Raw genomic sequence first — 19,407 nt, forward strand, 5'->3', positions numbered from 1 at the left:
TCAGCTCCCTTCGCCCTCGTGTGCTTCGTCCTTGTGTGCTTCGCCCTCGCGTGCTTCACCCTCGTGCGCGGTGGGGTCGAAGCGGTAGCCGACGCCCCACACGGTCTGGATCAGGCGGGGCCGGGCCGGGTCGTCCTCCACCTTGCCGCGCAGCCGCCGGACATGGACGGTGACCGTGGACAGGTCGCCGAAGTCCCAGCCCCACACCTCGCGCATCAGGTCCTCGCGGCTGAAGGCGCGGCCGGGGTGCCTGAGGAAGAAGGCGAGAAGGTCGAACTCGCGCAGGGTGAGGGCGAGCTCGGTGCCGTTCTTGGTGGCGCGGCGGGCGGCCGGATCGACGGCGAGTCCGGCCGCGGCCGGTGGCCGCGACACGGCGGCGGGCCGGGTGCGGCGCAGCACCGACTCCACACGCAGGACGAGTTCGCGGGGGCTGAACGGCTTGGTCACGTAGTCGTCGGCGCCGACCTCCAGACCGAGGATGCGGTCGTCCTCGTCGCCGCGGGCGGTGAGCATGATGACCGGCACCGGGCCGCGTCCGCGCATCCGGCGGCACACCTCCAGGCCGTCCATGCCGGGCAGCATCAGGTCCAGCACCACCAGGTCGGGCCAGTGCGCGGCGGCGCGGGCCAGCGCGGTCGGCCCGTCCCCCGCCCGGTCCACGACGTGGCCGGCGCGGTCGAGGTACCCGGAGACCACCTCGGCGACGGTGGGGTCGTCCTCCACGACCAGGACGCGGGCGGCCGGGGCCGGACGGCGGCCGGCGGTGCCGGGTTCGGCGGTTCCGGGCTCGGTGGTCCGGGGCTCACCGGTGCCGGGCTCACCGGTGCCGGGTTCACCCGTCCGGGGTTCGCCGGTTCCCGCGTCGTGACCGCCCGCTGAGGGCTCGTACGGCTGCTGCATGCGTCCAGCCTGGCACCACGGCCGCCGCGGTGCCGCTGCCGGTGGCTTCGCGGCCTCCGACGTCCGCGTTTCGTAAGGAGCCGACATCCGTTATGCCTGTTTTGCGTTCGTAGGGTGAGAGCCGTGACGACCTCTCCCACACCACCGGACGTCGACGTGGTGCTCCCCTGTCTGAACGAGGCCGGCGCCCTGCCCTGGGTGCTCGCCCGCATCCCCGAGGGCTGGCGCGCCCTGGTCGTGGACAACGGCTCCACCGACGGCTCGGCCGAGCTGGCGCGTGAGCTGGGCGCGACCGTCGTGTCCGAGCCGCGCCGCGGGTTCGGCGCCGCCTGCCACGCGGGGCTGACCGCCGCCACCGCCGAGATCGTGTGCTTCTGCGACTGCGACGGCTCGCTCGACCCGGCGCTGCTGGTGCCCTTCGTCCGCGAGGTGCGCACCGGCACGGCAGACCTGGTGCTCGGCCGGCGCCGGCCGCGGGGCCCGGGAGCCTGGCCCGCGCACGCCCGGGCGGGGAACCTCGTGCTGGCCCGGATGCTGCGCCGCCGCACCGGTCTGCGCCTGCACGACCTCGGCCCGCTGCGGGCGGCGCGCCGGGCGCCGCTGCTCGCCCTCGGCCTCACCGACCGCCGCAGCGGCTACCCGCTGCAGATGGTGGTGCGCGCCGCCGACGCGGGCTGGCGCGTCACCGAGCACGACGTGCCGTACCTGCCGCGCACCGGCGCCTCGAAGGTGACGGGCACCTGGCGCGGGACCTGGCAGGCGGTACGGGACATGCGCCGGGTGCTGGCCGAGCCGGGCCCGCACAGCGCCCCGGGTGCGCCCGCGGCCCCGCACGCGACCCGAGGAGTGCCCCGGTGACCACACTGCTCGTCATCGCCAAGGAGCCGCTGCCGGGGAAGGTGAAGACCCGGCTGACACCGCCGTTCACCCCTCGGGAGGCGGCCGAACTCGCCGAGGCGGCCCTCGCGGACACCCTGCTCGCCGTGGCCGCGACCCCCGCCGACCGCCGCGTCCTCGTTCTCGACGGTGCACCCGGCCCCTGGCTGCCGCCCGGCTTCGACGTCGTACGGCAGTGCGCGGGCGGCCTGGACGAACGGCTGGCCGCGGCCTTCGCGGGCTGCACCGGTCCGGCGCTGCTGATCGGGATGGACACCCCGCAGGTGACCCCGGAGCTGCTCGGCGTCGACTTCGCCACCTGCGACGCCTGGTTCGGCCCCGCCGAGGACGGCGGTTTCTGGGCCCTGGGACTGGCGGAGCCGGATCCCGCGCTGCTGCGGGGCGTGCCCATGTCGACGCCCGTGACCGGCGCCGTGCAGCGGGACAGGCTCGTCGCGGCGGGCCTGCGGGTGCGCGACCTTCCGCTGCTGCGCGACGTGGACACCGCCGCCGACGCCCGCGCCGTCGCCGCCCGCGCACCGCACGGCCGCTTCGCCGCACGGCTCGCCCGCTGCACGGCGGTCACCGGCCGATGAGCACCGCACACGAGATCGCCGCACCGACGACCGGTACGGCCGGCACCGGGACGGCCGCACCGGCGTCCGGGGCCGAGTGGGCAGCGACCGGGCACACAGGGCGTGGCGTCGGGGGCACCGGAACGGCCGACGGGCCGACATGGACCGCAGGCGGGCGCGCAGGGTCCGCCGAGGGGCCCGCTCGGACCGCCGATCGACGCGCGGGCACTACGGACGGACGCCCGCGGATCGCCGACCGGCACGCAGCAACCACCGACGGACCCGAATGGACCGCCGACGGGCCCTACTCCGCCGCTCTGCGTGCGGGTCGGGGGCCGCTGTTTCTGCGGCGGGCCGACGGGTGGCTGCTGCCGCTGGAGGTGGAGCGGTGGTGTGCGGAGCCCGACGCGGTGGATCTGGAGGTGCTGGGCCGTTGCGAGGGCGCGGTGCTGGACGTCGGATGCGGGCCGGGGCGGCTGGTCGCGGCGCTGGCGGCGCGGGGGCGGCCCGTCCTGGGCATCGACGTGAGCGAGGCCGCTGTCGCCCGCACCGTGGACCTCGGCGGTCCCGCGCTGCGCCGCTCGGTCTTCGAACCGCTCCCCGGTGAGGGCCGTTGGGACACAGCCCTCCTCATGGACGGCAACGTCGGCATCGGCGGCGACCCGCGCGTCCTGCTGCGCCGGCTGGCCCGGCTGCTGCGGCCCGGCGGTCTGCTGATCGCCGAGGCCGCGCCCGTGGACATCGACGAGCGCGTCGAGGTCCAGGTCGTCCACCGGGCCGACGTGGCAGGCGGCGCGGGCGCCCCCTTCCCCTGGGCGCGCGTCGGCGCCCCGGCCCTGCTGCGCCACGCCGGGCGCGCGGGCTGGCGGGCCGTCGATCAGTGGACGGCGGGCGGCCGGTGCTTCGCCGCCCTGCGCAGCCGCACCACGAGGACCAGCGCCGAGCCGCCGAAGAGCACGGCCGTGATCAGCAGCCAGCGGGCGAGGAAGCCGTCCGGCGACAGTCCGGTGGTCAGCCGGTAGCGCCGCCGGTCCACCTGCCCGGCGATCAGCGGGAACCACACCAGGAGCAGCAGCCCGGACAGGACCGCCGGGACCCGCACGTACGCCACCCACGCGCGGCGGCCGGCCCGGCCGGCGGCCCGCAGGGCGGCGCGGTCGGCCGCCGCGTACAGCGGCAGCAGCACCAGGTCGTGCAGCAGCGCCGCCCCCACGAACCACAGCGCCACCCCGAACCAGTCGCCGGCGAACAGGCGCACCCCCGCGTATCCGGCCAGCGCGAACGAGCAGGCGAGCAGCACGAGCTGCAGCGGGCTCCCGAGCGGGAGGCGCAGGGGGCGGAGGGCGTGCGGGAGGCGAGGGAAACGCGGGGTCATCACAGGTCTCCGAAGGTCAGCCGGGCCACCCACTTGGTGTTCATCACACCGGGTGCCGCGGGCACGATGACCCGGGCCGGGTAGCCGTGGTCCGGGGTCAGGTCCTCGCCGTTGGCCTGCAGGGCGAGCAGGGAGAGCGGGTCGCGCACCTGGTTGGCGCGCAGGCCGGCCCGGCGGAAGGCACCGTGCCGCTGAAGCGACTCCACGAAGACGTCGGGCACCCCGGCCGGGTCCTCGTACCCGACGAGCGCCGCGAGGTCGCGCAACCGGACGCCGCGCCACCACTGGTCGGAGGTCGACCAGCCCTCCACGCAGGCGATGGGCAGCGCGGAACTGTGCAGGGGCAGGCGGAGCAGATCGGCGCGGGCGAGCCGGACGGTGCCGGTGCGGCCGGTGACGACCAACCGCCACGCATCGTCGCTCGTCTCGGCCGCGTCGATCCCGGCGTACGCGGCGGTCTTGTTGATCTGGAACCCGCCCGGGCCGCTGCCGGGTTCGGGCCCGCCGTGCGGGGCCAGCAGGGCGGTCCGCCGCAGCGGTCCGTCGAAGCCGCGGCCCGCCGTGGTGGCGAAGAGCAGCAGCGAGCCGCCCCCGACCAGCCACAGCGCCCCACGGCGCGAGACGCTGGGCGGGTCCGGCCGCGGGGACACCAGGTCCCCGCCCTCGCGCGGCGGCGCGGGCTCGCCGCCCGCTGCCCGCGCACGGCGCACGTTGCGCAGCGCCGCGGGCAGCTTCAGGGCCACGTGGACGGCGAAGGCGGCGAAGAACACCCAGGCGCCGTAGAAGTGCAGCGGGTAGAACGAGCCGGGGAAGACGTAGTCCAGCTGGACGTTGAGCACCCCGGTGGTGAACTCGAACAGGACGCCCCCGACCAGCAGGAGCAGCGAGATCCGTTCCAGCGCGTGGGTGAGGGACCGGGCGGGCGGCAGCGCGAACAGCCGGGGCACCACCGACCAGAGCTTGGCCAGCAGGACCGGGATCAGCGTGATCCCGAGCGTCACGTGGACGTTCTGGGTGAGCCGGTACAGCCAGCTCGGACGCGTAGGCCAGTCGAAGAGGTAGAACCCGAGGATCCCCTTGCCGGGGGTCTGGTCGTTCACCGGCGTCAGGCCCGGGTTGTAGGCGGCGTACGACACCAGGCCGGTCACGAAGAGCACGGTGATGCCGACCAGCAGGACCAGCCCCAGCACCGAGGTGAACCAGGGACCGCGCAGCGGGCTGCGCCAGAAGCCGGGAGAGGTGGGGAGCCGTCGATCGCTCATGTCCCGACGGTAGGCCGCTCCCGCCCGGAAAGGCGGCGCGCGACCCATGACGAATTCCTGACGTCCGGGCCGCCGACCGGCGCATACGCCGTCCGCCGCCCTAGCGTTCCGGTGTGATCCGCACTCATCTCCGCGAGCCGCGCGTCCCGCGCGACCTGTACGCCGTCGCGGCCGCCGTCCTGCTCGTCACGGCAGCGGTCCTCGTCGGCCGCCCCATCCAGTCCGCCCACCACACACTGTTCGTCCACTGGCCCCCGCTGCTCGCCGATTGGGACCCCCACGTGGGACCGGGGACACCGGCCGCCGTGCTGGTGGCCGCGGCGGTGGTGATCTACGGGCCGACGCTCGCCCTGCGGCTGCCGTGGCGGGCGCTGCTCGCCGCCGCCTGGGGCACGGCCATGGCCTGGACCTGGTCACTCGCCCTCGTCGACGGCTGGCAGCGGGGCGTGGCCGGCCGGCTCACCACCCCCAACGAGTATCTGCGGGTCATCGGCCGCTTCCACGACATCCCGGCCACGCTCCACGACTTCACCCACCACATCGTGATCGGCCCCCCGTCCCCGTGGCCGGCGCATGTCTCCGGTCATCCGGCGGCAGCGACGCTGACGTTCGTGCTGCTCGACCGCGTCGGGCTGGGGGGCGGCGGCTGGGCCGGCGCCTGGTGCATCACCGTCGGCACCACGGCGTGCGTGGCGGTGCTGGTGGCGGTGCGGGTGCTGGCCGGGGAAGGCCTGGCGCGCCGGGCGGCGCCGTTCCTGGTGGCCGCGCCCGCCGCGGTGTGGGTGGGCGCGTCCGCCGACGGGTACTTCTCGGCCGTCGCCGCCTGGTTCGTCGCGCTGCTCGCCCTGGCGGTGCGGGGAGGTGCCCGCCCCGGGTGGAGGGCGGCCGCGGCCGTCGGGTCGGGGCTGCTGTTCGGCCTGACCTGCTATCTCTCCTACGGTCTGACGTTGTTCGCGCTCATCGGGGCGGGCGTGGTGCTGCTGGGGCGGGCACGGCCGCGTACCCTGCTGCGGGGGCTCCCGCTGTTCCTGGCCGGGCTGGCCGTCGTCCCCGCGCTGTTCACCGTGGCCGGATTCGACTGGTGGGAGGCGTACCGGCTGCTGGTCACCCGCTACTACCAGGGCGCGGGTGGCATCCGGCCGTACGGCTACTGGGTGTGGGCCAACCTGGCGTGCACCGTGCTGATCACGGGCCTTGCGACGGCGGCCGGACTGGGCCGGGCGGGCGCCGTACTCGCCCGCCGTCGCGTCCGCGCCACCGACGGCGATATTGGCGGCGACGACAGTGGCAGGGACACCGACCGCACCGACCGCGACTGCGCCGATACCGCGGCCGGTTCCGTGACCGGCTCCAGGTCCGGCTCGCTGATCGACTCCGTGATCGGCGCCAGGGCCGAGGCCCGGCTCGCCGTGCTCGTGTTCTCCGCCCTGCTGGCGCTCCTCGTCGCCGACGTCTCCGGCATGAGCAAGGCGGAGACCGAGCGCATCTGGCTGCCGTTCGCGATGTGGCTGCTTCCGGCCTGCGCCCTTCTGACCCGTCCCCGTGCGTGGCTCGCCGCCCAGACCGTCCTCGCGCTGCTGCTCAACCACCTGTTGCTGACGGGCTGGTGATCACCCCTCAGCAACAGATGTCGAAGAAGGTTACGAATATGTATCGGACATTTCACGCCTCAACCTTCACGCCAGGCACACATGTTCGCTAGGTTGGCGCCCAGGCCGCACGATTGCCTCCGGCGAGTCCCGTCGGATCGTGCGACCTCCGCCGAGTCCGGTGCGCCTCCACGGCGGCCGGAGCCGAGCACCCGATCGACATCGTGGTGAGTCGGGCCACGTGCGGCCTACGGAAGGAGCACGTCTTCCTTGGCGCCGGAACGCATCTCGCGCTCGGGAGGCATCGGCCTCCCCGGCCCGCGCGACTCCTCCCCGTCGACGGCCCGGAACGACGACGGGCCCAGCCGCGCCGAGGTCCAGCGGCGGGTCAGCAGCCTCTACGACCGGGCCGAGACCGCCACCGGCAACTACAACGCGACCCGCGCGATGAACCGGGGGCGGCGCACGCGGGTCTCTCCCGCGCCGCAGGACGCCTCCGAGCTGTCCGCGTCCGCGCTGGACGGCGTGGCCAGGCGCTGGTTCGACACGGCCCGCGCCCAGCTGGGTCCGTCCGTCCCGGCGGCCCTGCCGCCCGACCGCACGCCACGGCCACGACCGCGTCCGGTCGACTCCCCTACGGCGGAGGCCGGGAGCGGTCCGGGTGACGGCTCGGGCCGCCTGCCTGCCCTCGGCCCCGGCGCCCGGCCGGGCGCCCCCTCGCCCCTCCTGGAATTGACGGCGGGCCCGGCAACGCCCATGACACTCCGTCAACTTCCGGAGCTGACCACGGGACTGCCGACGCCGACCCCAGCCCCGGCCCCGGCCCCGGCCCCGGAGAGTGACGTACGGTCGTTGCCCGCCGCGCCGACCCCGGAGCCGTCGGCCGCGCCCGGCACCGGCCCCGAGGTGTCCCGTGCTCTGTCCGGCTCCGTCGCCCGGCCGCCGCAGCCGGCGCTGCGACCCGCCAAGGACCGGCTCCGCGGGAAACTCTCCGACGCACGCGACCTGTTGTCCCGGCAGGCCGCAGCGCTCCAGAGCGCGCCGCCCGCCGTCGAAGCCCGGCCGGCCGAGGAGCCCTGGCCCACAACACCTCAGGACCCCTGGCCCGCCTCCGCCTCGGAGTTCGCACCCGCGGCGCCGGAGACGGGTCCGGCCCTCGCCGGCCCGTACACCTGGGCGGACGCCGGCGCGGACATCCGGCCGGACGCCGGAGTCGACCCGGCGTACGACTCGGGCAGCGACTCGGCGTACGACTCGGGCAGCGACTCGGCGTACGACTCGTCCGCCGGCTCGGCGTACGAGCGGAAGGCGGCCCGGGCGCTGACGTTCGCCCGCGCGCAGATCGGCAGACCGTGCGTCTGGGGCGCGACCGGGCCGGGCTCCTACGACTGCTCCAGCCTCACCCAGGCCGCCTGGCGGGTCGCCGGGGTGGCACTGCCGCGCACCGCCCAGCAGCAGGCCGCGTCCGGCACGGCGATCGACCTCGCCGAACTCCGGCCCGGCGACCTGGTCTTCTTCTACGGCGACGCCGTCCATGTGGGGCTGTACACGGGCAACGGCACGATGGTCCACGCCCCCACCCCGGGGGCGTCGATCCGCGAGGAGTCGATCTTCTTCGCGGGCCCCCAGGCCATCCACGGCGCGAGACGGCCCGCCTGAGGAGCCGGTCCTCGAGCCGCGCCCGCGCCCGCGGTGGTCACCGGCTCTTGCGCCCGACCCCCGCGTACACCCAGTACTGCGACGGGTTCTCGGGGACGTCCTCCTGCCGGTCGGGGCGCCACAGCGGGACATGCACCAGGCCGGGTTCGACCAGGTCGAAGCCGTCGAAGAGGGATGCGATCTCGTCGTGGGAGCGGGCGGTGACCGGGGAGGTGGCCCGGTCCCGGTAGAGCTGCCCCACGGCGGCGGCCGTGTCCGGGCGGTCCTCGTCCGTGGCGTGGGTCAGGGCCAGCCAGCTGCCCTCCGGCAGCGCGTCCCGGAAGGCCGCCACGATCCCCGCCGGGGCCTCCTCCCGCGTGATGAAGTGCAGAATCGTGATCATCAGGACGGCTACCGGCTGCTCGAAGTCGATCAGTTTCCGTACGCCGGGCGAGGACAGGACGTCGGCTGGGCGCCGGATGTCGGCGGACACGATCGTCGCGTCCGCGTTGTCGGCGAGCAGCGCCTCGCTGTGCGCGACGGCCACCGGGTCGTTGTCGACGTACACCACCCTCGCGCCGGGCGCGCCGGCCTGGGCGACCTCGTGGACGTTGCCCTGGGTGGGGATGCCGGAGCCGAGGTCGATGAACTGGCGCACGCCCGCGTCGACCAGGAAACGCACCGCACGGCCCAGGAAGGCGCGGTTGGCGCGGGCCAGGGTGCGCACCTGCGGGTCGATCGCCGTGAAGGCCGCCACCGCCTCCCGGTCGATGGCGAAGTTGTGCTCGCCACCCAGCATGGCGTCGTACATCCGGGCCACGCTGGCCTTGCCCGGATCCACGTCCCGCGGCAGCACGTCCTCGTCCCGCATCGCCAACCAACTCCCCATGTTCTCCACCGAACTTGACCAGGGATCATATAGTTGCCCACGGCACTCTCCACCGCTACCGGCCCCACCCGGAAGGCAAACGACCCTGCGTAACACCGAACGCAGTGAACCCACGGAACCCGACGGCACTCCCCTCGTCGCGCCGCCGCGTCGCCGCGGCCACCACCGCGGGTACTTCTCGCCCGCCGCCGACGCCATCGGCAGCGAGCTCGACCTGGGGCTGACGGGCCGTCATGTCGTGCACGCCCTCGCACCGGGGTTCTGCGACGCGGCCTCGGTGTACCTGCTGCAACGCTGGCTGCTGGAGGAGCAGCCGCACAGGACGGCCGATCCGCCGCAGATCGAGGCCCGCCGGCTCGCCCTGCGCGTGGGGTCCGACGCCTCGGAGGAGTGGGAGCATCTGCTGCCGGCCGGCGAGGTCCTGGTCTTCCCCCGCGAGACGCCGTACGCGCGGGCCGTCGCCGGCGGGCAGTCGCAGCTGCTCGACGGTGTGGACGGGCACACCCTCGAACGGCTGCGCAAGACCGGTCCCGGCGACGCGGGGATGGAGTCCCTGCTGAACTGCGTGTCCTTCCTCATCGTCCCGCTCCGGCTGCGCGGCACGGCCGTCGGTTTCATCGCCTGCACCCGCGGCCCGGACCGGGAGCCCTTCGCGCGCGGCGACGCCGTCGCCGTCGAGTCGCTCGGCGCCCGGGCCTGTGTGGCGCTCGACAACGCCCGGCGCTACGAACGGGAGCGCCGCACGGCGCTGGCCATCCGCCGCAGCCTGCTGCCCGACACCGGTCAGGCCTTCGCGGGCTGCCGGGTCGCCCACGGCTACCGGCCCGCCGGGCAGGACAACGTCATCGGCGGTGACTGGTACGACGTGCTGCCCCGGGCCGGCCACAGGCTCGGCATGGTCGTCGGCGACGCCATGGGCCACGGGCCGGAGTCCGCCGTCGCCATGATCCAGCTGCGCACCGCCGTCCGTACCCTGGCGGCGCTGGACATCGGCCCGACGGAGCTGATGCACCGGCTGGACGCGGTGGCCGGCGCCACGCCCGGCGCCTCCTTCGCCACCTGCATGTACGCGGAGTGGGACGCGGATCTGCGCACCTGCACCTTCGTCGGGGCGGGCCACCCGCCACCACTGGTCCGCGGGCCCGGCGGCCCGGCGGCGCGGGTCGAGCTCACCACCGCGGGCCTGCCTCTCGGACTGGGCACGGACCGCTACGAGCCGACGGTGCTGCACCTGTCCGAACCGGCCCTCGTGCTGCTCTACAGCGACGGGCTGGTGGAGTCCCGTACCAGTGACATCGACGAGGGCATCTCCCGTCTCGCCCGGACCCTCGACGCCGGCGCCGCCACCGTGCCGGACCTCGCGCACCCGGACGCCCTGCCGTCCCTGTGCGGGCGGCTGTTGACGGAGTCCGGGGCCGACGGCGGCGACGACCGGACGCTGCTGCTGGCCGAGCTGACTCCTGGGTGAACGAGGCGGCCCGCCGGGCTGCTTGTCGCATGAGCGGACGCGTCCGTTCGAGCGGTCTCCTCACCTGATGCGGTGAGGGAGCGGGCCACGGCGCGTACGGACGGGGGGCGACCGGCGTTGCTTCGGCATGGACAGCACTTCTCGGGCCGTGCCGCCCTCCCTCGGCCACCCGCCGGCGGACCGGCCCTACGCGGAACTGACCGGCGGCCCCCATCCCTCCGGAGTGCGCTGGGCGTCGTTCGCGGAGGCCGGCTCGCCTCCGCCCTGCGCCCCGGCGGGGCGCGAGCCCGGCAAGCCGCTGCTTCGCCCCTGGGGCACCGGAGCGGGCGGACTCCTCCCGGACAGGGGCAAGGGAGCGGGCGCGGGGGCAGGTGCGGGGTCGGCGGCGCGAGCGGCGGAGGCGGCGGCGATGCCCGGGACGGTCCCCGCGGTGCCGGTGCCGCGCGGGATCCTGGTCCTGTGAGGCCGGCCGACGTGACGGCGGTGCCACCACGGCGCCCGCGTACGTCGGCGTGGCCGCGTACGTCGCCGTGGCCGCGTACGTCGCCGTGGCCGCGTCCTGTCACCGAGCGCGGCAGGGAGGCATGGGAGGACGGAGACTGCCCCTGGTGCCGCGCGCTGCTCGGCCCGGGACTCGCCCTCGCCGAACCGGGCATCGGGCACGGGAGCGGCCGTTCCCGGTCGCGGCGGGCGGACCTGCCGGCCTGGGTGCACCGCGCCCGCCTGGTCATGGTGCCGATGGCGGCGCTCACGGTGGTGGCCGCGGTCCTGGTGGCGCTGGCCTGACCCGCCCCGGACCGGCCTGCCGACGCGGTCACCGTGCACGCCCTGCACGCCAGGCCCGGCGCGCGGCTCCTCGGTCGCCCGGGGTCCGTCTCAGTCGCGGAAGCCGATGTGCACGTGGTCGTGGTGCGTGGCGTCGCTGAAGAACTGGTCGGGCGTGGTGCCGCCGGAGAGCTGGACCAGGCCGCCGACGTCGTAGGAGCCGGCCGCGGCCGCGCCGTGCATGAAGCGCTCGAGGGAGCGGGGCGTGCGCGGGTCGACGACCGCGTGCCCGTCGATCTGCCGGACGTCGAAGGCGCGCCCGCGCGGGTGGTCGCTGGGCCTGCTGGTACCGAAGACGTCCAGCGGATGCCCGGAGCGGACCACGCTCACGTACATCCGGTACGTCCCCGCCGGGCGCCGCATCGCGGTCAGGACGCTGTCGTGGACCTGGCCGCTCCGCACGTCCGCCTGGGCCGCGGGCGGCAGCACGATCCGGGAGTCGGCCAGCACCTCGCGGACCCCGGCCCGCGGAGCCGCCGAGGGAGCACCGGGGCGGGCGGGGTGCAGGGCGGTGACCGTCCATCCGCTCACGGTCCGCGCCAGCCGTACGTCCACGGTCGTGCCGCCCGCCCGGACCGTGGCGCCGTGCCGGGTCCATTGCCGGCACACCACGAGCACGCTGGCCGAGTCGGCGAGGATCCCGCCGTACTGGGCGTCGATCACCTGCAGCACCGCCTCGTCGGCGGAGGGCAGCAGCGGGCCCGCCTGTGCGACGAGGGCGGTGGGCAGGTGCAGGGCGGCGACCTCGGCCCTGGCCGCGGCGGGGCCGCCCTTGCCGGTGTGCCAGGCGCCGATCGCCTCGACGAGTTCGACGGCTCGCCGTTTCACCTCGGGGTGGATCTCGGTGGGGCCGGGGCGCCACGGCGTGGTGCGGGGCAGCGCGGCGGGCACGCTCGACGACGACCCGGCCGGGGACGGGATTGATCCGGTCGGGGCGGGGGTGGCGGTCCCGGCGCGTCCGGCGGTGGTACGGCCGGTGCAGCCCGCGACGCCGAGCAGCGCTCCCGCCGTGGCCGGCAGCACGGCGCGGCGCTCGACGGGCCGCGCCCCGGCGTCCGGCCGACGGGTCATTTCCTCAGTGTCCGTCGGGCGCACGCCGACCGCCCGCCCGCGCCCGTCTCCCGCGCCCGGCAGGGGGATTCGGTGGCCGGTTCCGGTGGTGCCAGGTGGGTACGGGGTTGTTATGACGCCTGTCATGACGCATGCTGCTCCGGAGCCGACGAACGGAGATGATCCGGCATGACCGACGTCCTGGCACGGGCGCTGTGGGAGCGCTACGAACCGGTCCACGGCCTTGTGTACTTCGCGCCCGAGGCCCGTCGGGCGGCGGACGCGCTGGGGCTGCGCGGCTTCTGGATGGGGTACTTCGCGCTGCGCGCCGCCCCCCTCGGCGTCGTGCCCGCTCCCGTCGTCACGAGCTCCTTCTACGTCTTCCACCCGGACCGCGTGGCGCGGGCCCTGCCGGACGCCTGGCGGTACACGGCCCCGGCCGACGCCCTCGCGGCCCGGCAGGAGGCGGTGGACGCCGCCCTGACCCGCCTGCTCGGCCGGGACGCCGTCACCGGTCCGCAGCTGACCGAGGCGGCGGACCTGGCATGGCGGGCGGCCGCGGCGGCCGACACCGCGGGACGGGTGCTCGGCGCCGCCAACCAGGCGCTCGCCCGGCCCGCGCTGCCGCACGTCCGGCTCTGGCAGGCCCTGACGACCCTGCGCGAACACCGGGGCGACGGACATGTGGCCGTGCTGGTCGCCCATGGCCTCGGCCCCGTGGCCGCGATGGTGCTGAAGTGCGCCGCCGGCGAGTCCGACGCGACGCTGCTGCGGGAGACCCGCAAGTGGGACCTGACGGCCTGGCGGGCGGCCGAGGACGATCTGCGCGAACGCGGCTTGCTCGCCGGGGACGGCACGCTGACCGCCGCCGGAGCCGCCGTCCACACCGAGGTGGAGGCACGGACGGACGCGGCCGCCCGGCAGCCGTGGAGCGCCCTGGGCACCGACGGCGGCGCGCGCCTGGCCGATCTCCTCGAACCGCTGGCCAAGACGGTGCTGCACACCGGCCTGATCCCGGCCGGGAACCCGGTGGGCCTCACCGGCGCCCTGTGGAACGCCTCACCCGCCGCCACCGGGGCCACCGGCACCGGCAGCGGGTGAACCCGCCCCCGGCCGGCGGCAGTCGACGTCGGTCGGCCTCGACCGGCGTCAGTCCGTCTTCCCGCGGCCGGACAGCGCGTCCCTGATCCGGTCGACCATGCCGGCGCCGGGAGCCAGGAGCTTGTTCGCGGGCGGTGTGTCCGGGGCCGTGGGGTGCGGCCTCGTCGGGGCCGTCTTCTTGGCGGTGCGCACCTTCTCGCCGAGCTGCTCCAGGTCCTCGGGGGTCGCGGCCTGACGCAGCTGGGGGAAGAGGTTCTGTTCCTCGTCCGTCAGGTGTTCCCGGATCTCCCGCATCAGGCGGCCCATGAGCTCGTCGAACCGCGCCTCGTCGGGGCGGCAGCCCTCCAGGTCCTTCATCGTCCGCTCGGCCTCCGCGTGGTCCTGGATCTCCCGGTCGGCGATCGCGTCGCCGTCCGGCACCCACCGGCGGACCGCCGGGTACAGGTACATCTCCTCGGCCACGGAGTGCCGGACCAGTTCGATCGTGGCCTGGTCCGCCAGGTTCTTGCGCCGCTTGTCGCCGGCCGGGAGGGCCTCGATCTGGGCGAAGATCTCCTCGACCTCGCGGTGGTCGGTGGTCAGTTCGTTGATGACGTCTCCGCCGTGTCCCATGGCAGCGCTCCTTGGTGTTCGAGGGTGGCGTATCGGATGGTGTGGCCCCCGGTGGACCGCCGGTCGGGTTCCCGCGCCGGTCCGCGCCACACCGCCGTCCTCCGCCGCCACACCACCGGCCGCCACACCACCCGCCGCCACGGCCGCCGCCGTACGGCGGTTCGGTGCGTGTACGCCGCTGATGACGAAGCCGCTGCGCGGACGGGCCGGAACACGGCGCAGCGGGATCCGGAGGTCCTGGTCGGGGACGTCGTACTCCAGGCGGGCCAGGCGCACCGCGAGGGACTCCAGCAGGCCGAGGACGACCCCCTCACCGGGGCACCGGTGACCGGTCCACGGGTCACCCCCACCCTGCGGGATCAGCTCGTCGCGCTGGGCCGGGTGTTCCAGGAAGCGCTGCGGCCGGAAGGCGTACGGGTCGCCCCAGAGGTCCGCGTCGTGGTTCTGCCCGTAGACGTCGAGGAGCACCATGCCGCCCTCGGGAACCGGCTGCCCCTGCCAGGACAGGTCCCGGACGGCCAGGCCCCCGAGGAAGGGGGCGAACGGGTAGAAGCGGCGCACCTCGTGGGCGAACGCGGCGGCGTAGGCGGCATCGCCCTCACGCAGCCGTGCGCGCGTCTCGGGCCGGCGGTGCAGCGCGTGGGCGGCGAACGCGACGAACCAGCTGACGGCGGCCGTGGGACGGAGCACGTTGAGCAGCTCGACCGCGGCCGTCCGCGGTGGCAGCGACTCCCCGTCGGCGTCACGGTGTCGGACGACCCGCTCCAGCATGGAACCGGCCGGGGCCGCGGCACGGCCGGAACGCACGTCCCGTACCAGACGGGTCAGCCGCTCCTCCTGCCGGGCGCGGGCGCGCCGGGCCCGCCAGTGGCCCGGTCCCAGGGTGGCGAAGCCGTCGACCATCGCGATCAGGTCGCGGGCCGTCGCCGCGGCATCCGTGTCCGCGTGCGTCTTCGCATACGTCTCCGCGTCCGCTTCCGCCAGGGGGACACCGGCCCAGCGGCACACACCGCGCGTGAGCACCACGGCCGCCTCGTCGAACAGCACGACGCGGTCGCGCCGCGCCCAGCCGGCCGCGGCCTCGTCCCATGCCGCCGCGGCCTCCTCGACGACGCCGGCGATCCGGGCGGCGTGCAGCAGCGGCAGGAACAGCCGCTTGCGCTCCCGGTGTTCCTCGCCGTCGAGCGTGTGTACGGCGTCCTGACCGAAAAGCGTGTCCAGGACGGGTTCCGGGATCGCGTCGTGGCGGCGGACGTTGCGCTCGTCGTAGAAGAAGCGCACGGCTTCCGGACCGCGCACGGCGAGGGCGGGGCGGCCCATGAGCCGGGTCCGGACCGCCCGCTCGGTGACCACCCGCGGATTGCTCTCCCGCATGCGCCGAGGCAGCCAGGCATAGCCCCCGGCGAACAGGGAGAGCGTCTGGTCGGTCAGGGGCCGTGAGGGGCGTCGAAGGGCGTCCATGCAGGCCCGAGTGCCCAGGGCGCCCTGCGGGAACCCCGGTGCGGGATCCGGACCCCGGGAACGATCAGCTGACGTCAGCGGACGTCAGCGGACGAGCCTCAGGTCGGTGATCTTGCGGGTCTTCAGGTCGGAGCGGACGTCGATCCGCGTCACCTGGGCGTCCCTGCGGTCGCTCCAGACGAGCGTCACCCTGCTGGTGGCTTGGCCCGCGCCCGACCCGGTGTAGGCCACCTTCCACTTCACCGGCACGTTCTGGGCGAACAGGATCCCGTCCGCGTGCTCCCTGGCCTCGTAGGCGGCCACCTTCCGGCGAGCGTCGGCGGACAGGTAGAAGCTCTTCAGCGCCTTCAGGCTCGCGCCGGCGGCCGGGTCCTCGCCGTCCCAGACCGTGTCGATGTAGGCGCCGTAGAAGTCGGCGACCCGCTGGGTCACGGCGCGCGGGTCGCCCTGGGCCGTGGGCACGGATGCCGTACGGCCGGCGCCGTCGGTGGTGTGGGTGGTGCCGGTCCCGGCCAGCGCCGGCGTCACGGCGCCCAGGCAGAGGGCCCCGGCCAGGGCGGAGGCGGTGACAAGACCGCGGCGGCTGCGCACACGCGTGGACATATGGGTGCTCCCCCAGCGAATGGCGGGCCGGGCGGTTCCCGGCCCTGGTCGGCAGGTAAGACACGGCTCGGCACACGTCGGTTCCGTAATGTCCCGGAAGATTGGCGATGTCCCGAAACAAGAAAAAGGTTGTACTACATTTCGGCCGTCCGCAGACCGGAGCGCACCCCCTCCGCGTCCCTTCGGCCCCTTCTCGCGGCTTCTTTTCGCCCCTTCGTGTACGCCTCTGTCGCCCCTTCGGCGGACACGCTTCCCGCCCGTCCCTCTCGATTGCGCGCGTCCGGCCCGGGAACTCGGCGAACGCCGTACACCAATACGCCCCATGCCCCGCACCCCTTGGAGAGGACCATGAGTCTGCTGCGCCTGGCCGGTCGGCCCCTGCTCGCCTCCATGTTCGTCGTCGGAGGGATCAACTCCGTCCGCAAGCCCCAGGACGTGGCCCCGGCCGCCGAGCCCGTCGTACGGCCGATCCGGGCGCGCGTGCCGGTGCTGCCGGAGAGGACCGAACACGTCGTGCGGCTGAGCGGCGGCGTGCAGGTCGCCGCGGGCGCCATGCTGGCCGTCGGGCGGCTGCCCCGGCTCTGCGCGCTGGCCCTCGCGGGCACGCTGGTGCCGACCACGCTGGCGGGACACCGGTTCTGGGAGGCCGACGACCCCGCCGAGCGCTCCCAGCAGCTCGTCCACTTCCTGAAGAACCTCTCCATGCTGGGCGGCCTGCTGATCGCGGCGGACGACAGCGGCGGTGCGCCCTCGTTGCTGTGGCGCGGCCGGCGCACGGCCCGTGAACTCCAGCGGGAGGCGGGCCTGGTACGCCGCACCGTCCGTGCGACCGCGGGTCCGGCCGCCACGATCGGCGGCATACGCGCCAAGCTGCCCGGCTGATCGTTGGGACACGCCATGAACGACCAGGGACGCTCCATACCCTTCCTTACGGGGCTCGCCGGGCAGAACGGCTACACCTTGCTCGGGATCTACCTCAACGACCATCTGGCGGGCGCGACCATGGGCGCCGAGCGGGCCCGGCACCTCGCCACCGCGTGCCGGGGGTCCGACCTCGGCGCCGCGGTGGCGCCGATCGCCACCGCGATCGCCGAGGACCGCAGGAGCCTGCTGGCCGTCATGCGGCGGCTGGAACTGCCCGTGCGGCGCTACAAGGTCTACGCCGGGCGGCTCGGCGAGCGGGCCGGACGGCTGAAGAGCAACGGCTCCCTGCTCCGGCGCTCGCCGCTGAGTTCCCTACTGGAGCTGGAACTGCTGCAGATCGGCGTGCAGGGAAAGATCTGCGCCTGGGACACGCTCCGGGCGCTCGCCGACCACGAGCGGCGCCTCGACCCGCACCAGCTCGACGGGCTCCTGGATCGGGCCCGGGAACAGCTGCGCACGATCGACGACCTGCGCGCGCGTCGGGCGGCGGAGACGTTCCGGGGCCCGTGACCGGGACCGGCGCGGTATCGCCCCTCCCCCATCACTTCACTCCCGGCCGCCGCACCGGCAGGCAGGGGTGGGCTGTTCGGGGATTCTGCGGGGGTGGCAGCGCGCGGTGCGGGAGGAGTCCCGGCGCCAGTCGAGGACGGCGATCGTCAGGGCTGCCAGCATGGCGACGAGAGCGGCGCCCACCGACAGCGCCACCGCCTCCCGGAAGTCCCTGCCGCTCGAGCCGAGCACCAGGTAGAACAGGCCCGGGAGGGCGGCCGTACCCACGGCGCCGCCCAGGCGCTGGCCGGTCTGGAGCGCGCCGCCCGCCGCACCGGCCATCCGCACCGGCACCTCGCGCAGCGTCATCGTCACGTTCGGGGAGATCACGCAGCCACTGCCCAGTCCGCCGACGAAGAGGGCGGGCGCGGCGAGCCACGTCATGACGTCGGGCGGGGCGGAGCGCAGCACCAGCGCCGTCGCGGCCAGCCCCGCCATCACCGCCACCAGCCCGCAGACGGTCAGCAGCCGGCCCAGCCGCTCCACCAGCCGCCCGGCCACCACCGCCGCCGCGGCCGAGCCGATCGCGAACGGCGTCACCGCGAGACCGGAGCGCAGCGGCTCGTAGCCGAGGCCGTTCTGGAAGAACAGGGCGAACACCAGCCACACCCCGCTGAATCCCACGAAGTACAGCGCGCCCAGCGCCGTCCCCAGGGCGTAACCGCGCGTACCGGTGAGCAGCCGGGGATCCAGCAGGGGCCGGCCCTCGCGTGCCGACACCCGCCGCTCCCAGCGCGCGAAGCAGGCCAGGAGTGCCAGGCCCACCGGGAACAGCCACCACAGCCGGCGCAGTCCGCCGCTCTCGGCGAAGACCAGCGGCAGCATCCAGGCCAGGACTCCGGCGCCGAGCAGGGCCACGCCCGGCAGGTCGAGGCGTTCCCGGCGGCCGGGGGCGACACGGGGCAGCAGCCGCAGCCCCAGCAGCAGTGCGACCGCGCCGACCGGTACGTTGACGTAGAAGATCCAGCGCCAGCCCTGCGCGCCGTGCGCCAGTGCCAGGATCAGGCCGCCGGTGATCGGTCCGACGGCGCTGGAGACGCCCACCGTGGCGCCGAAGAGCCCGAAGGCCCGGCCGCGTTCGGCGCCGCGGAACATCTGCTGGATCAGGGCGGAGTTCTGCGGGGCGAGGCATCCCGCGCAGGCGCCCTGCGCGAGCCGGGCCACGACGAGCCAGGCGATCGTGGGCGCGGCGCCCGCCGCGGCGCTGCACAGCACGAACCCGGCCAGGGCGCACAGGAAGATGCGGCGTCTGCCCACCGCGTCACCCACTCGGCCCGCCGGTACCAGGGCGAGGGCGAACGTGAGGGCGTATCCGGACACCACCCACTGCACGGAGGACGCCGAGGCATGCAGGTCGCGCTGCATCGACGGCAGCGCCACGGCCACGATCGTCACATCCAGCAGGCTCATGAAGCCCGTCGTCAGGGTGACCCACAGGGCCTTCCAGCGTCCGGGGTCGGCCGGGCCGCCCGGCGCGCCGCCGCGTCGGCCCGCCCGCGTGTCCCTGTCCACGAACGCTCCTCCTGGTTGCGGCCCCGGCACGCACCGTTCATCTCGTTGCGGCGTGCCGAAGTGGCGCGTTCCCCTGTGAACCGAGGTGGAACACCTCACCTGGAAAGGGCGGCGTCACTGCTCCACCCGGACAGACAGCGGCTGCCGGACGGCGGCGGAGGTGTTTTCCTCGTGAGGTGAAGGCAACTCGGCCCGCAC

General features: G+C 75.0%; 18 protein-coding genes and 2 pseudogenes. 11 read left to right on the forward strand and 9 right to left on the reverse strand.

The window, feature by feature from the left end; all coding sequences use genetic code 11:
• Positions 1 to 900: a response regulator transcription factor gene (locus IE318_RS22635; protein WP_229903689.1), complete on the reverse strand. Its 900-nt coding sequence runs from the start codon at positions 898 to 900 to the stop codon at positions 1 to 3.
• 114 nt (positions 901 to 1,014) lie between these two features.
• Between IE318_RS22635 and IE318_RS22640 the strand changes: the two genes are divergently transcribed.
• The 3 genes and pseudogenes from IE318_RS22640 to IE318_RS46540 form a co-directional block, all read left to right on the forward strand.
• The gene (locus IE318_RS22640; RefSeq protein WP_189903128.1) at positions 1,015 to 1,758 is read left to right on the forward strand and encodes a glycosyltransferase family 2 protein; all 744 of its coding nucleotides are present in this window, start codon (positions 1,015 to 1,017) and stop codon (positions 1,756 to 1,758) included.
• Positions 1,755 to 2,372 (forward strand): TIGR04282 family arsenosugar biosynthesis glycosyltransferase, encoded by a 618-nt coding sequence (locus IE318_RS22645; protein WP_030175434.1) that lies wholly within the window; start codon positions 1,755 to 1,757, stop codon positions 2,370 to 2,372. The genes IE318_RS22640 and IE318_RS22645 overlap by 4 nt, the downstream gene beginning before the upstream one ends.
• Positions 2,369 to 3,019: pseudogene (locus IE318_RS46540) on the forward strand (class I SAM-dependent methyltransferase); the annotation flags it as partial. The gene IE318_RS22645 and the pseudogene IE318_RS46540, both read left to right, overlap by 4 nt.
• Before the next feature lie 209 nt (positions 3,020 to 3,228).
• Here IE318_RS46540 and IE318_RS46545 read toward each other — a convergent pair.
• Positions 3,229 to 3,726: a hypothetical protein gene (locus IE318_RS46545; RefSeq protein WP_229903690.1), complete on the reverse strand. Its 498-nt coding sequence runs from the start codon at positions 3,724 to 3,726 to the stop codon at positions 3,229 to 3,231.
• A complete protein-coding gene (locus tag IE318_RS22655) occupies positions 3,726 to 4,988 on the reverse strand; it encodes a molybdopterin-dependent oxidoreductase (RefSeq protein ID WP_189903130.1) in 1,263 nt (420 codons plus the stop codon). Before IE318_RS22655 ends, IE318_RS46545 begins: the two co-directional genes overlap by 1 nt.
• A 113-nt stretch (positions 4,989 to 5,101) precedes the next feature.
• On the opposite strand from IE318_RS22655, the gene IE318_RS22660 reads away from it, so the two are divergent.
• Positions 5,102 to 6,598 (forward strand): hypothetical protein, encoded by a 1,497-nt coding sequence (locus IE318_RS22660; RefSeq protein ID WP_229903691.1) that lies wholly within the window; start codon positions 5,102 to 5,104, stop codon positions 6,596 to 6,598.
• A gap of 249 nt (positions 6,599 to 6,847) precedes the next feature.
• On the forward strand, positions 6,848 to 8,236 hold the full coding sequence (locus tag IE318_RS22665; RefSeq protein WP_229903692.1) for a C40 family peptidase: 1,389 nt from the start codon (positions 6,848 to 6,850) through the stop codon (positions 8,234 to 8,236).
• Between the two features lie 37 nt (positions 8,237 to 8,273).
• Here the strand turns inward: IE318_RS22665 and IE318_RS22670 are convergent, their stop codons facing one another.
• Positions 8,274 to 9,086, reverse strand: coding sequence for an SAM-dependent methyltransferase (locus tag IE318_RS22670; RefSeq protein ID WP_189903248.1), 813 nt, complete (start codon positions 9,084 to 9,086; stop codon positions 8,274 to 8,276).
• A gap of 256 nt (positions 9,087 to 9,342) precedes the next feature.
• Here IE318_RS22670 and IE318_RS22675 point away from each other — a divergent pair, with 256 nt between their 5' ends.
• The 3 genes from IE318_RS22675 (at position 9,343) to IE318_RS22685 (ending at position 11,358) form a co-directional block, all read left to right on the forward strand.
• Positions 9,343 to 10,572 (forward strand): PP2C family protein-serine/threonine phosphatase, encoded by a 1,230-nt coding sequence (locus IE318_RS22675; protein WP_308438591.1) that lies wholly within the window; start codon positions 9,343 to 9,345, stop codon positions 10,570 to 10,572.
• A 127-nt stretch (positions 10,573 to 10,699) separates the two neighbouring features.
• Positions 10,700 to 11,035, forward strand: coding sequence for a hypothetical protein (locus tag IE318_RS22680; RefSeq protein ID WP_189903134.1), 336 nt, complete (start codon positions 10,700 to 10,702; stop codon positions 11,033 to 11,035).
• Positions 11,032 to 11,358, forward strand: coding sequence for a hypothetical protein (locus IE318_RS22685; RefSeq protein ID WP_189903136.1), 327 nt, complete (start codon positions 11,032 to 11,034; stop codon positions 11,356 to 11,358). The genes IE318_RS22680 and IE318_RS22685 overlap by 4 nt, the downstream gene beginning before the upstream one ends.
• A gap of 90 nt (positions 11,359 to 11,448) precedes the next feature.
• On the opposite strand, the gene IE318_RS22690 is transcribed toward IE318_RS22685, so the two are convergent.
• The gene (locus IE318_RS22690; protein ID WP_189903138.1) at positions 11,449 to 12,468 is read right to left on the reverse strand and encodes a hypothetical protein; all 1,020 of its coding nucleotides are present in this window, start codon (positions 12,466 to 12,468) and stop codon (positions 11,449 to 11,451) included.
• 168 nt (positions 12,469 to 12,636) lie between these two features.
• On the opposite strand from IE318_RS22690, the gene IE318_RS22695 reads away from it, so the two are divergent.
• Entirely contained in the window at positions 12,637 to 13,548 is a 912-nt protein-coding gene (locus tag IE318_RS22695) for an SCO6745 family protein (protein WP_189903140.1), read from the forward strand.
• Between the two features lie 48 nt (positions 13,549 to 13,596).
• Here the strand turns inward: IE318_RS22695 and IE318_RS22700 are convergent, their stop codons facing one another.
• The 3 genes and pseudogenes from IE318_RS22700 to IE318_RS22710 form a co-directional block, all read right to left on the reverse strand.
• The gene (locus IE318_RS22700; RefSeq protein WP_189903250.1) at positions 13,597 to 14,160 is read right to left on the reverse strand and encodes a hemerythrin domain-containing protein; all 564 of its coding nucleotides are present in this window, start codon (positions 14,158 to 14,160) and stop codon (positions 13,597 to 13,599) included.
• 129 nt (positions 14,161 to 14,289) lie between these two features.
• Positions 14,290 to 15,621: pseudogene (locus IE318_RS22705) on the reverse strand (cytochrome P450); the annotation flags it as partial.
• An 84-nt stretch (positions 15,622 to 15,705) separates the two neighbouring features.
• Positions 15,706 to 16,224: a hypothetical protein gene (locus tag IE318_RS22710; RefSeq protein ID WP_189903142.1), complete on the reverse strand. Its 519-nt coding sequence runs from the start codon at positions 16,222 to 16,224 to the stop codon at positions 15,706 to 15,708.
• 348 nt (positions 16,225 to 16,572) lie between these two features.
• On the opposite strand from IE318_RS22710, the gene IE318_RS22715 reads away from it, so the two are divergent.
• Together IE318_RS22715 and IE318_RS22720 are read left to right on the forward strand one after the other, a co-directional pair.
• The gene (locus IE318_RS22715; RefSeq protein ID WP_189903144.1) at positions 16,573 to 17,106 is read left to right on the forward strand and encodes a DoxX family protein; all 534 of its coding nucleotides are present in this window, start codon (positions 16,573 to 16,575) and stop codon (positions 17,104 to 17,106) included.
• 15 nt (positions 17,107 to 17,121) lie between these two features.
• On the forward strand, positions 17,122 to 17,658 hold the full coding sequence (locus IE318_RS22720) for a hypothetical protein (RefSeq protein WP_189903145.1): 537 nt from the start codon (positions 17,122 to 17,124) through the stop codon (positions 17,656 to 17,658).
• A 36-nt stretch (positions 17,659 to 17,694) separates the two neighbouring features.
• On the opposite strand, the gene IE318_RS22725 is transcribed toward IE318_RS22720, so the two are convergent.
• On the reverse strand, positions 17,695 to 19,209 hold the full coding sequence (locus tag IE318_RS22725) for an MFS transporter (protein WP_189903147.1): 1,515 nt from the start codon (positions 19,207 to 19,209) through the stop codon (positions 17,695 to 17,697).
• Positions 19,210 to 19,407: the final 198 nt, after the last annotated feature.

Origin of the sequence: Streptomyces spiralis, from assembly GCF_014654675.1 — a bacterium.
Classification (GTDB): domain Bacteria; phylum Actinomycetota; class Actinomycetes; order Streptomycetales; family Streptomycetaceae; genus Streptomyces; species Streptomyces spiralis.